The following is a 12,385-nucleotide window of genomic DNA, read 5'->3' as shown; positions in this document are numbered from 1 at the left end:
CGGCCCTTCGGTCATTTGATTTCTCTATTGCGGAAACCCGAGCGGAACGATGCGCGGAACGGTTCGAAAAATCACACTACCGCGCCGCCTGGTCGCCGACCTCATGCACGCCTCAATCCGCGTTCCCTTTGTTTCGCTGACGCGTCCGCTTCATATCCGCACCCTGCACGAAGCCCGCGCGCAGGCCGCCCAGCGGGCGGGCTGGGCCGCGATCTTCGTCAAGGCGTTCGCGCTGGTGGCCAAGGAAGAGCCGATCCTGCGCACCCTCTACGTCAAGTGGCCGAGACCTGCGTTCTATGAGCTGCCGCGCAGCGTTGCGATGGTGGCAATCGCCCGGGTCGAGGACGGCCAGGATTGCGTGCTGCCGCAAAAGGTCGCTGCGCCCGACGAAATGCCGCTTGCCGAGGTCGAGGCACTGATCCGACACGCCAAGAAGGCCCCGATCAACGAGGTGCCGGCGTTCCGGAAGATCCTGCGAACCACCCGGTTGCCGCTGCCCCTCCGCCGCCTGTTCTGGGCGATCGGGCTGAATTTCGGCCGCCAGCGGGCCAACTATTTCGGCAGTTTTGGCGTGACCTCCGTGGCCGCCTATGGGGCGGGCCAGCTCCAAGCCATCAGCCCCGGGCCCTTCGTCCTGAGCTATGGGGTGGAAAAGCCCGACCAGACCATCGATGTCGTCCTGCGCTGGGATCACCGGGTTACCGACGCGGCCCCGATGGCCAAGGCCCTGAACCGGCTGGAACAGGTGCTGAACGGCGAAATATCGGCTGAATTGCGGGGCAGTCGGCAGCAAATCGAGCCCAAACCGGTCCGGGCGGTCGCGACCTGACCGCCTCTTGGCGGTCATTCCGGGATGGTCCGCAGGACCAGGCCCGGAATCTCGAGATTCCTGGTTCGATGCTTCGCATCGCCCCGGAATGACAGCCGTTTTCGTTGACAGAACGGCGGTTTCTCCCTAATACCCCGCTTGCTCGCGGGCCGGTTTCGGCCCGCGATGCGTTTCGCGACCCGTGGTCTTCCCCGAGCTTTCGAGGCGGACCTGTCGGCGCCGGCCATGCCGGTGCACAGGAGGGCGCGTTTCCTCAACATTCAAACTCGTAAAGCAGAGGACGCGATGACAAAGCGCAGTGAGGCGAAATACAAGATCGATCGCCGTATGGGCCAGAACATCTGGGGCCGCCCGAAGAGCCCCGTGAACCGCCGTGAATACGGCCCCGGCCAGCACGGCCAGCGCCGCAAGGGCAAGCTGTCCGACTTCGGCGTCCAGCTCCGCGCCAAGCAGAAGCTGAAGGGCTATTACGCCAACATTTCCGAGCGCCAGTTCCACGGCATCTATGTCGAGGCCGGCCGGATGAAGGGCGACACCGGTGAAAACCTGATCGGCCTGCTCGAGCGCCGTCTCGACACCGTGGTCTATCGCGCCAAATTCGTGGCGACCATGTTCGCCGCGCGTCAGTTCATCAACCACGGCCACATCAAGGTGAACGGCCGCCGCGTCAACATTTCGAGCTACAAGCTCAAGCCCGGCGACGTCGTCGAGATCAAGGAATCCTCCAAGCAGCTCACCCCCGTCCTGGAAGCAAGCCAGCTCGGCGAGCGCGACGTGCCCGACTTCATCGAAGCCGATCACTCCAAGATGACCGCGAAGTTCACCCGCATCCCGGCGCTGTCGGACGTGCCGTTCGCAGTCCAGATGGAGCCGCACCTGATCGTCGAATTCTATTCGCGCTGATCGGTTTTTGAGTTCCGAGATATCAAAGGCCCCGGTTTTGCCGGGGCCTTTTTGTTTGGCGCAGATGCTTGTTCCGTCATGCCCGGGCTTGTCCCGGGCATCCACGCCTTTATTGTCACCGCGGCAAAAGAAGACGTGCATGGCCGGGACAAGCCCGGCCATGCAAAAATTGTGAGCAATCCATGCACTACACCCCTGCCCCGCGCGATCCCAACGCCGATCCCATCCGCATCAACCTGCTGTCGGACACGCAGACGCGCCCCACACAAGCGATGCGCGAGGCGATGGCGCGGGCCGAGGTCGGTGACGAGCAGATCGGTGACGACCCGACGGTGAACTTGCTGTGCGAGCGCGTGGCTGACCTGCTCGGCAAGGAAGCCGCCGTGTTCATGCCCTCGGGCACCATGTGCAACGTCGCGGCGACGTTGGCCCATTGCCGGCCCGGCGACGAAATTCTCGCCCATGCCAGCGCGCATATCATTGCCCGCGAAGGTGGCGCGCATGCCGCACTTGGCGGATTCCAGATCACGCCGCTGCCGGGCGACGATGGACAGTTCGCGCCGGAAACATTCCGCGCGGCGCTGCACCCGCGCTCGCGCTACCAGCCGCCGCAGACTGTCGTCAGTGTCGAGCAGACCGCCAATATCGGCGGCGGCACCATTTGGAAGAAGGCGGCGCTCGATGAAGTGGTCGAGATCGCCAAGACGAACGGGCTTATCACCCACATGGACGGCGCGCGGCTGCTGAACGCCTGCGTCGCCACCAAAATATCGGCGCGCGACATGGCCGCAGGCTGGGATTCTGCCTGGATCGATTTCTCGAAAGGCCTCGGCGCGCCGATCGGTGGCGTGATCGCGGGCTCGCGCGCCTTCATCGATGACGTCTGGCGCTGGAAGCAGCGCCTCGGCGGCTCGATGCGGCAGGCCGGCGTTTGCGCGGCTGCCTGCGTCTATGCGCTCGACCATCACGTCGACCGCCTCGCCGACGATCACGCCAATGCGCGGGCGCTGGCGCGGGGCCTGTCGCAGATCAACGGCATCAAGGTGCAGGAGCCCGAGACCAATCTGGTGTTCTTCAAGCCTGACGGCGCCGGCATCGCCGGCGACAAGTTGGTCGAAGCCTTGCGCAAGCGCGGCGTGCTGCTCGCGATGATGGACGGCCGCATCCGCGCCTGCACGCATCTCGACGTCAGCGCAGCGATGATCGAGGAGACGGTCGGTATCGTGCGCGAGATCGTACGCGGGGGTGAGTAGCGTCAGCCCCAGGCCGTGAACCGATCCGAGCTCAGGCTGTGGCAGGCGTGCGCGCGCGCCACAGCGCGCTGGCGAGCAGGACATAGACCGCGCCGGTCCACATCGCCTGCCAGTTCTCGAACCCTTCGTTGAAGACGACATAGACCGCCGCCAGCGCAAACAGTCCGGCGAATACGGCTTCCGAGAGCGGCCGCTCGCCGGATTTCGCTCCGTTGAGAAACGCCAATGTCCAGAACGGCACTACGGCCATGGTCAGGGCAGCAAATGGGAAATCGCGCCAGCGCGCATCGAAGATCAGGCTGAGCGCGGTCTGCGCGGCCAAAATCGTCGTCACGATCAGCGTGACGCCCAGCATGTTGCTCATGAAGAATGGAGTGAGGCCCTTGGGCGGCCCCAGCACTTCAAGAAATGACGGAAGCGCCCGCCCCGACATCAGTGCGTAGGTGGACAATAGTGGCGCGATCACGGCCACCATCAGCATGAAGCCTTGAACCAGCCAGCCGCCGAGCCCGTAGCTTTCGTGCAGCATCTTGTCGGCGCCGATTCCCAGCAGGATTCCGCCGGCGGTCGCGGACATGGCAACCGCCACCCACGACGCCAATGGCGGTGACGTTGGCCGGCGCTTCAGCGTGATCAAGGCAACCGCGAATATGCCTATGCAGAGAAAGAGCCCGCATGCCATCTGCAGCTTCCAGAACGGATAGTTGCTGATGGCTACGCCTGCCGGATATTTCAGCTTGCGTTCGGTCCCGTCGAACAGCCCCCAATAGCCGCCCACAGTTCCTTCCCAGCGGCGTTTCCACGGCTCGTCATAGGCTTCGAAAAAATTGACGCGAAAATTGTCCTGTCTCGCCCGCTCGAGAATCTCGGAAATGAAACGTGCCTGGTTGACGCGCGAAGCCAGCGCGCCGTCGCGCATCCGCCCAAAGCTTGGCCAACCGGTTTCGCCGATCAGGATCTCCTTGCCGGGAAAGGCTGCCACCACCTGCTTGCGCATGTCGTCCACATGCGCGGCCGCCTCTTCGGCACGCGGCGGAACGTCCTCCCAATAGGGCAGGAAATGGGCGGTGACGAAATCGACATCGGCACCGACTTCGCGGTAACGCAGCCAGAATTCCCAGACATCGGCATACGTCACCGGCACATTTACGCGTGGCTTGACCGACTGGATCGTTTGACGAAGGTCGCCCACCGTCATGTCGCCGCGCAGCAGCACTTCGCTGCCGACAATGAGCGCCGCGACCGTACCGGGATGATCCTTCGCCAGCGAGATCGCAATGTCGCAGAGTTGAGCGTTCTTGGCGCGATCGCGTCCGAGCCAGACTCCGAGCAGAACCTTCAATCCGACCTTTGCTGCAAGCTCGGGCACCTTGTCGAGCCCGTTGTCGATCGAATAGGTGCGGATGCATTTGGAGACCTTGGCTAGTTCGGCCAAGTCTTCTGTGATCTGCTCCGGCTTCACGATGAGCGTCGGATCGTGCGGCGTCTGCTCGTTGCGGAACGGCGCGTAGGAAACGCATTCCAGCTTCGCCGAGTCATCGATCGGCGCGCGCGTCAGCGCCACCGGCGTGGCCAGCCACCACCACACCGCAGCAACGATGCCCAGCGATAGAAATAAAAGCGCCAGCGGCGTACGAAAGCCGATTGGTCCTGCTCCCCTGACAGACGAATAGATGGGCCTGTTTAACCGTGCGCGGCAGGCATGTCGACCCGCTGATCCTGCCGGGTGTACAATTGCGCGAGAGTACGGAAACGGTGATATTCAGCTCCTTCAAAAGTGAGCCTTGTTTGCTCAAAATTGATCCCGCTTTGATGAGTGAAATGATGCCGTTCACGCGATTTTCCCGGCGCCAATTTGGCCGAATTGCAGCCTGGTCGGCGCTTGGAATGCCGATGCTGTCGGCGAGGTCCAGTCTGGCTCAATCGGATCAAGCGACCGGAACACAGAATCAAAGGCCCTCCTCCGGCTTTCCGAACGGTTTTCTCTGGGGTACGGCGACCTCGGCCTATCAGGTCGAGGGCGCCGTGAACGAGGATGGCCGCGGCCCCTCGATCTGGGACCGTTTTTCCCACACGCCCGGCACCATTGCCGATCGCAGCAATGGCGACACCGCGACCGATCACTATCGCCGCTACAAGGAAGACATCCAGCTCATGAAGGCGCTGGGCGCGAAGGCCTACCGATTCTCGATCGCATGGCCGCGCGTGTTCCCGGAAGGCGTCGGCACACCGAACCCAAAGGGCCTCGATTTCTACAACCGCCTAGTCAACGAGTTGCTGGCGAACGGCATCGAGCCGTTTGCGACCCTCTATCACTGGGACCTGCCGCAGCCGCTGCAGGACCGCTTCGGCGGCTGGACCTCGCGCGACACCTCCAAGGCCTTTGCGGATTACGCAGCCCATGTCACGGGTCGCCTAAGCGACCGCGTGAAGCACTTCTTCACCATCAACGAATGCTCCCGCCTCGTCCATCTCGGCCATGAGTTTGGCGCCGATGCGCCAGGACTCAAACTATCCCCATCTGATGTGAAGCAGGTCCGGCACAACGTCGCGCTGGGACACGGTCTCGCGGTTCAGGCGATCCGGGCTCATGGACAGGCCGGAATCAGTGTCGGTCCGGCGGAGAATGCCGTGAGCTGCATTCCGGCCATCGAAACGCCTGCGAACATCCGCGCCGCCGAAATGGCGACGCGCGAGCTCAATGCCGGCTATCTGACCGTGATGCTCGAGGGAAAATACACCGATGCATATCTCGCGCAGGCTGGCAAAGATGCTCCGAAATACACCGCCGAGGATCTGCGCATCATCGCCTCCCCGATCGATTTTGTCGGGCTGAATGTCTATATGCCCGATCATTACGTCGTTGCCGCCGACAACGAGCGCGGCTTCGCGCTAGCGCCATTTCCCAAATCGTTCCCGCACATGAAGGCGACGTGGCTCAGGCCTGGCCCCGAGACGATGTACTGGGTGCCACGTCATGTGGCCAAGCTGTGGAACGTGAAGTCGATCTATATCACCGAGAACGGAACGTCGGGAAGCGACGAGCCTGCTGCGGACGGAACCATCTATGACGTCGATCGCATCATGTACCTGCGCAACTATTTGACGCAGTTGCAGCGCGCGACATCAGAAGGCGTGCCCGTGCACGGATATTTCCTGTGGAGCCTGATGGACAATTTCGAATGGTCGGATGGATATGAACAGCGCTTCGGCCTCTATCATGTCGACTTCGGTACGCAGCGTCGTACGCCCAAGCTGAGCGCGTCGTTCTATCGCGAGACGATCGCGCGAAACGCCGTCGCGTAATCAAGCGAAGAGTCAATCCTTGCGCTGACCCTTGCCGAGCGCTTCAAACATCATCGTCTTCAGCGCCAGTTGAATTCGTCCGCCTTGTGTCGGGGCCTGCACCATGAAGACCACGAGCAGGTCGTCCTTCGGATCGACGAAATAGAAGCTGCCGCCCGCTCCGTCCCAGCGGTATTCGCCGAGCGGCCATGTCGTACCCGGCGGCGGCGAGATTCGCACCGCGAAGCCGAGGCCAAAGCCAGAGGTCGGGCCCGGGAAATAGAAGGGATCGTGAAGGATCCCGGTCTCCGGCCCGATCTGATCCGACGTCATCAGTGCAACCGTCTCGGGCTTGAGATACCGCTTGCCGTCCAGTTCGCCGCCGTTCAGCAGCATCTGCAGGAAGCGGGCGTAGTCCCCGGCCGTCGAGACCAGGCCCGCGCCGCCGGATTCCCAACGCCGCGGCAATGCCGGATCCCTGATTCCGGCCACCCGAAAACGATCGACGGGATAGGCCTGGGCGATGCGTGCCCACTTCGACTCATCTGGGACATAGTATGCTGTCTCGGACATGCCGAGCGGATCGAACAGCCGCTGCTTCTCGAATTGAAAAAGCGTCTGGCCCGACGCCACTTCGACGACACGTCCGAGCACGTCGGTTGAATGGCTGTAGTTCCAACGCGTTGCCGGTTGATCGGCGAGCGGCAGCATCGCGATCCGGTCGGCAAATTCAGCGTTGTCGAAATCCCCAGCGTACAGTTTGGGATCGGCATAGAGTTTCTGCACCGCGGTTTCGCCGAAGAAGCCGTAAGTGATACCCGACGTGTGCCGCAGCAGATCCCTGATCGTGATCGGGCGCTTCAGAGGCTCGAGCTTAAGCGGATATTTTCCTGCTTCATCGGAAAGATCGACGCCGACTTTTGCATCCGCAAAGGAGCGAATGTACTTCGACACGGGATCGTCGAGGGCCAGCTTGCCGTCGTCGACCAGCATCATCGCGGCAACCGAGGTGACGGCCTTCGACATCGAATAGATCTGGAAAATGGTATCCGGCGTCATCGGCGCGCCGGTCGCCGGGTCCCGCACGCCGAAACATTCGAGATCAACCAACTTGCCATGCTGCTGGATCAGCATGACGGCGCCGGGAATTTTGCCGGCCGTGACCTCGCTGCGAACGTAGTCGCCAAACTGGTCAAGCGCTGCGCGCGAGAAAGTTGGCGCGTCAGGCGCCCTCGGTTCGGCCCGCAACGCATGCGGCGAGCCGCCGAGAGAAAGCACCGCGAGCGCCGCCGCGACAAGGCAGCGCCCGGCGGCGGCGTCAGTTCTCCATCGCTTCATAGACCAACTGCTTCAGCGTCCGCTGGACGCGCTGGCGCTCCGTCGGCGTCTGCTCCAGCACCACAAAGAACATATCCTGCTTGCGGTCGACCACCATATAGCAGCCACTGGCGCCGTCCCATTTCAGTTCGCCCAGCGATCCCGGCGGCGGCGGCTTGGCGTTGCCGGGATCGGTGCGCACGGCAAGTCCAAGCCCCATGCCGAAGCCGTCACCGGGAAAATAGTAATGATCCCGCGCGACGCCAGAGTCCTTGCCGGCGTGGTCCGACGTCATCAGTTCGAACGTCTTCGGCGAAAGATATGTCTTGCCCTCGAACGTGCCGCCATTGGTCAACATCTGCGCAAATTTCGAAAAATCCGACATGGTCGAAACCATGCCGCCGCTGGCGGATTCCCATTTTTGGCGAACCTCGGTCCTGTATAGACGGCCGACGCGGAAATCACTGTCGTTCGGCAGCGGCTGGGCGAGCCGTTGCAGCCTCTCCGGTTCGGTGACGAAGAAGCCGGTATCGACCATGCCGAGCGGATCGAGCAGCTTTTCCTTCTCGAGCTCTAGCAATGATTTTCCGGACACGATCTCCATGATCCGCGCCAGGATGTCGGTGGAATGTCCGTATTGCCAGAGCGCTCCCGGCTGGTTGTGCAGCGGCAGCTTGGCGATCCGCTCGGCGAATTCGGCTAGGTCGAATTCGCCCGCGTAGAGGTTGGCCTCCTTGTAGGCCTTGCGCACCAGGCTGTCGCCGTAGAAGCCGTAGGTGATGCCAGAGGTATGACGAAAAAGGTCGAGGACAGTGATCGGCCGCGCCAGCGGCACCAGTTCGAGCGTCTTGGTGCCGTCCTCGGCCTTTTTCTCCACGCCAACTTTCATATTCGCGAAGGAGGGAATGTATTTCGAGACGGGATCGTCGAGCTTGATCTTGCCGTCCTGGACCAACTGCATCGCCACGACAGAGGTGATCGCCTTGGTCAGCGAAGACAGGCGGAAGATCGTCTTGTCCGTGATCGGCGCCTTGGACACCACGTCCTGCACGCCGAAGGTCTCGTGATAGACCGGCTTGCCGTGCTGCTGGATCAGGACGTTGGCGCCGGCGATCTTGCCGGTCGCCACCTCGTTTTTGAAGAACTCGGTGATCTTCGCAAGCTTGTCCTGGTTGAAGCGCGCGCCGGCTGGAATGTCGAAAGTGCCTTCGGCGCGAACCGGCGATGCCGCTAGCATCAGCGCGCCAGCGGCTAGCGCGCGCAGGATTTGGCGTGAATTCATTGGACCCCTCTCCCCGGAACTCACGGGGGAGTGTAGCGGAGGCACGATCAGGGACAAGGGCTGCCGAAGGCGGTCATTGCCTCTTCATGAAGCCTGCCGCTGTCAGGGGAAAAGCAGCAGAAGACGACTTTTGTGACAAGCGGCGCCGCCGTCAGCGCGTCAACCACGGTGGAGAGCGCAATACCGGCGGCGCGGTCGGCAGGAAACCGATAGATGCCGGTAGAAATCGCGGGAAAGGCGACTGATGCGAGCCCGTGCTTTTGGCACAGCTCCATCGAGCGGCGATAGCAGGAAGCAAGCAGGTCGTCCTCGCCGAGTGTGCCGCCGTTCCACACCGGCCCAACCGTGTGGATCACGTGCTTGGCCTTGAGCCGATAGCCCTTGGTGATCTTGGCATCGCCGGTCTTGCAGCCGTGGAGCGTTCGGCATTCGGCGACGAGTTCCGGCCCCGCGGCGCGATGAATAGCGCCATCGACACCACCCCCGCCAAGCAGCGACGAATTCGCCGCGTTGACGATGGCGTCAACGCGCAAACTTGTGATGTCGGCAACGATGACTTCGAGCCGCGCCTGGCCGACCTGGCGCGCTGACGCGCTCAGGCGGAGGCCGCTGCGTTGACGGTGACGCCCTTGTCGGCAAAGAGCTGCTGCAATTCACCGGCCTGGAACATCTCGCGAATGATATCGCAGCCGCCGATGAACTCGCCCTTGACGTAGAGCTGCGGAATGGTCGGCCAGTTCGAATATTCCTTGATGCCATTGCGAAGCTCGGCGGATTCCAGGACGTTCAGGCCCTTGTAGCCGACGCCGACGTGGTCGAGGATCTGAACCACCTGGCCGGAGAAGCCGCACTGCGGAAACTGCGGCGTGCCCTTCATGAACAGCACGACGTCGTTCGACTTCACCTCGTTGTCGATAAATTGCTCGATGCTCATATTCGCTTCCTTTTAGGGCACAGCCCCCTGCGGCTTCACCCGTTGGGCCGACCATGTAACCCGGTTACCGGTCCTATATGTAGCCCAAACCGTTGTTCATCCAAAGTAAAATGCCGAAGAGCTGGCATGCGCGGGGCCGGATCGGAGCGGTCCTAGGCAGCCGCCGCCCATGTGCGACAACATTAACATCGTAGGGGGTGGAAGGCTTTTTTCCCGGAGGGGAACTCCTATGTAGGACGGACTGCCCAAGGGGAACCAGTTTGCCAGACTAACGTTCTCCCCGCTCACCGGAGACACCTGTGACGAAACCAGTATCCGCAGCGTCGTTTGCCAGCCCTACCCCGTCACTTTTCTCCGATTCAGGCACCCTCGCCCAGAATTTGGTGGAAGCCTATCTGGCCGTCCGCGGCGAAACCGAGCGCCGCGCCGCGCCCCTGAGCCCCGAGGACCAGCTCATCCAGTCGATGCCGGACGCCAGTCCGGCCAAATGGCATCGCGCCCATACTACCTGGTTCTTCGAGCAATTCCTGCTGGGCGAGCACTGCGAGGGCTACCAGCCCTTTCACCCCGACTACGCATTTCTGTTCAACTCCTACTATGTCAGCGCGGGCCCGCGGCACGCCCGTCACCAGCGCGGCCATCTGACCCGCCCGAGCGCGGACGAGGTCACCGCCTATCGCCGCCATGTCGACGCCGCCGTGATCAAATTCTTCCAGATGGCCGGCGAGGAGCGCCTCGCCAGGCTCGTCCCGCTGGTCGAGGTCGGCCTCAACCACGAGCAGCAGCATCAGGAATTGATGCTGACCGACATCCTGCACGCCTTTGCCCAGAACCCGATCCCGCCGGCCTATGACCCGGCATGGCGCTTCCCGGCATCGCGCCGCTCGGCGGAGGAATGGGTCACCCTCAACGAGGGCATCCACACCGTCGGGCACAGCGACGACAGCTTCCATTTCGACAATGAAAAGCCCGCGCACCGCGCTCTCGTCGGTCCGGTCCGGCTCGCCCGCAACCTCGTGACCAATGCCGAGTGGCTGGCCTTCATGCAGGACGGCGGCTACGCCACGGCCACGCTGTGGCTGATGGACGGCTTTGCCGCCGCGACCAACGAGGGCTGGCAGGCGCCCGGCCACTGGCGCCAGACTGGCGGCGAATGGCGGATCATGACGCTTGGCGGCTTGCAGCCGATCGACCCCACCGCCCCGGTCAGCCATGTCAGCTATTACGAGGCGGATGCGTTCGCTCGCTGGGCCGGCCGGCATCTGCCGACCGAGATGGAATGGGAAGTCGCCGCCCGCGCCGGTCAGCTCAACGATGCCTTCGGCATCGTCTGGCAGTGGACCCGCAGCGCTTACGCCCCCTACCCCGGTTACCGCGCCATCGAGGGTGCGCTCGGCGAATACAACGGCAAGTTCATGGTCAATCAGCTGGTGCTGCGCGGCTCCTCGCTTGCAACTCCGCCCGGCCACAGCCGTATCACCTACCGCAACTTCTTCTACCCACATCACCGCTGGCAATTCACGGGGTTACGCCTCGCCGACTACGCCTGATGTTTTCGATCATCAATGCGCGCCGGAAAGCGCGTTCAGGAGAGTATCATGAATGTGCGCGCCGCCGCTTTGGCCCAGACGTATCAGTTCGATGAGCAGACCTCCGCCTTTGCCGGCGACGTGATCGGCGACCTCTCGCAGTTTCCAAAACGCCTGTCGCCGAAATATTTCTACGACGCCGCAGGCTCCGAGTTGTTCGAGCAGATCACCGTGCTGCCGGAATATTACCCGACCCGGACCGAACTCGGCATCCTGCGCGGCCACGGCGACGAGATCGCCGCCATCATTCCGAAGGGCGCAGCCCTGGTAGAGTTCGGCGCCGGCGCCACCACCAAGGTCCGGCTGCTGCTGGAGCGCTGCGATTTTTCCGCCTATGTCCCGGTCGATATCTCCGGCGACTTCCTGACCGCGCAGGCCGGCGGCTTGCGCAGGGATTTTCCCGATCTCGCCGTGCATCCGGTGGCCGCCGATTTCACTGCGCCGTTTGCCCTGCCGCCCGAGATTGAAGGCATGCCCAAGGTCGGTTTCTTTCCGGGATCGACGCTCGGCAATTTCGAGCCGCACGAGGCGCGTGCCTTCCTGCGCAGCGCGCGCGACATTCTGGGCAAAGGCGCGCAGATGATCATCGGCGTCGACCTCGAGAAGAACGAGCGTGTGCTCTACGACGCCTATAACGATGCCGCCGGCGTCACCGCGAAATTCAATCTCAACGTCCTGGTCCGCATCAACCGCGAGCTCGGCGGCAATTTCGACGTATCCGCGTTCATGCACCGCTCGGTCTATAACCGCGAGCGCCATCGCATCGAGATGCATTTGATTTCCAAGAAAGCGCAGAGCGTGCGCATCCTGGGACGGAATTTTTCATTCCGTCCGGGCGAGAGCATCCACACCGAGTCGAGCTATAAATACAGCCTCGACCGCTTCACCGCCTTGGCGCGCGAATCAGGCTGGTCGGTGCGGGAATCCTGGACCGACCGGGACGAGATGTTTTCGGTTCACGCGCTGGTGGCCTCAGACTGAGGCTGGCTGCGG

At 62.6% G+C, this 12,385-nt stretch carries 12 protein-coding genes; 6 read left to right on the top strand and 6 right to left on the bottom strand.

Going from position 1 to position 12,385, the window contains the following annotated elements; genetic code table 11:
• The first annotated feature begins 49 nt into the window (after positions 1-49).
• The 3 genes from ACH79_RS27300 to ACH79_RS27290 all read left to right on the top strand — a co-directional run bounded on the left by ACH79_RS27300 (position 50) and on the right by ACH79_RS27290 (position 2,985).
• Positions 50-829 carry an acyltransferase gene (locus ACH79_RS27300; RefSeq protein ID WP_161853696.1) on the top strand — a complete coding sequence of 260 codons (780 nt, stop codon included), beginning with the start codon at positions 50-52 and terminating at the stop codon, positions 827-829.
• A 285-nt stretch (positions 830-1,114) separates the two neighbouring features.
• Entirely contained in the window at positions 1,115-1,732 is a 618-nt protein-coding gene (gene rpsD, locus ACH79_RS27295; protein WP_065750309.1) for a 30S ribosomal protein S4, read from the top strand.
• A gap of 182 nt (positions 1,733-1,914) precedes the next feature.
• Positions 1,915-2,985, top strand: coding sequence for a low specificity L-threonine aldolase (locus ACH79_RS27290; protein ID WP_161853695.1), 1,071 nt, complete (start codon positions 1,915-1,917; stop codon positions 2,983-2,985).
• Positions 2,986-3,016: 31 nt separating this feature from the next.
• On the opposite strand, the gene ACH79_RS27285 is transcribed toward ACH79_RS27290, so the two are convergent.
• A complete protein-coding gene (locus ACH79_RS27285; RefSeq protein ID WP_246738727.1) occupies positions 3,017-4,612 on the bottom strand; it encodes a beta-(1-6) glucans synthase in 1,596 nt (531 codons plus the stop codon).
• Positions 4,521-4,820: a hypothetical protein gene (locus ACH79_RS44305; RefSeq protein ID WP_246738789.1), complete on the bottom strand. Its 300-nt coding sequence runs from the start codon at positions 4,818-4,820 to the stop codon at positions 4,521-4,523. The genes ACH79_RS27285 and ACH79_RS44305 overlap by 92 nt, the downstream gene beginning before the upstream one ends.
• Positions 4,821-4,872: 52 nt before the next feature.
• On the opposite strand from ACH79_RS44305, the gene ACH79_RS27280 reads away from it, so the two are divergent.
• Positions 4,873-6,291, top strand: a complete 1,419-nt coding sequence (locus ACH79_RS27280) for a GH1 family beta-glucosidase (RefSeq protein WP_371419287.1) — start codon at positions 4,873-4,875, stop codon at positions 6,289-6,291.
• Positions 6,292-6,303: 12 nt separating this feature from the next.
• Here the strand turns inward: ACH79_RS27280 and ACH79_RS27275 are convergent, their stop codons facing one another.
• From ACH79_RS27275 to grxD, 4 genes are read right to left on the bottom strand one after another with little or no spacing between them, the layout of a single operon-like run.
• On the bottom strand, positions 6,304-7,608 hold the full coding sequence (locus ACH79_RS27275) for a serine hydrolase (RefSeq protein ID WP_161853693.1): 1,305 nt from the start codon (positions 7,606-7,608) through the stop codon (positions 6,304-6,306).
• Complete coding sequence (locus ACH79_RS27270; RefSeq protein ID WP_161853692.1) at positions 7,589-8,869, bottom strand: serine hydrolase; 1,281 nt, start codon at positions 8,867-8,869, stop codon at positions 7,589-7,591. Before ACH79_RS27270 ends, ACH79_RS27275 begins: the two co-directional genes overlap by 20 nt.
• 47 nt (positions 8,870-8,916) lie before the next feature.
• Positions 8,917-9,468 carry an O-acetyl-ADP-ribose deacetylase gene (locus ACH79_RS27265; protein WP_161856602.1) on the bottom strand — a complete coding sequence of 184 codons (552 nt, stop codon included), beginning with the start codon at positions 9,466-9,468 and terminating at the stop codon, positions 8,917-8,919.
• Positions 9,465-9,803 carry a Grx4 family monothiol glutaredoxin gene (gene grxD, locus ACH79_RS27260; RefSeq protein ID WP_161853691.1) on the bottom strand — a complete coding sequence of 113 codons (339 nt, stop codon included), beginning with the start codon at positions 9,801-9,803 and terminating at the stop codon, positions 9,465-9,467. The genes ACH79_RS27265 and grxD overlap by 4 nt, the downstream gene beginning before the upstream one ends.
• Before the next feature lie 299 nt (positions 9,804-10,102).
• Between grxD and egtB the strand changes: the two genes are divergently transcribed.
• Both egtB and egtD read left to right on the top strand, forming a co-directional pair.
• Positions 10,103-11,353 carry an ergothioneine biosynthesis protein EgtB gene (gene egtB, locus ACH79_RS27255; protein WP_161853690.1) on the top strand — a complete coding sequence of 417 codons (1,251 nt, stop codon included), beginning with the start codon at positions 10,103-10,105 and terminating at the stop codon, positions 11,351-11,353.
• 48 nt (positions 11,354-11,401) lie between these two features.
• Positions 11,402-12,373 (top strand): L-histidine N(alpha)-methyltransferase, encoded by a 972-nt coding sequence (gene egtD / locus ACH79_RS27250; protein ID WP_161853689.1) that lies wholly within the window; start codon positions 11,402-11,404, stop codon positions 12,371-12,373.
• Positions 12,374-12,385: the final 12 nt, after the last annotated feature.

It is taken from the genome of Bradyrhizobium sp. CCBAU 051011, assembly GCF_009930815.1.
In the GTDB taxonomy this organism is placed as follows: Bacteria; Pseudomonadota; Alphaproteobacteria; order Rhizobiales; family Xanthobacteraceae; genus Bradyrhizobium.
This window is presented reverse-complemented; position numbering and strand designations above follow the sequence as displayed.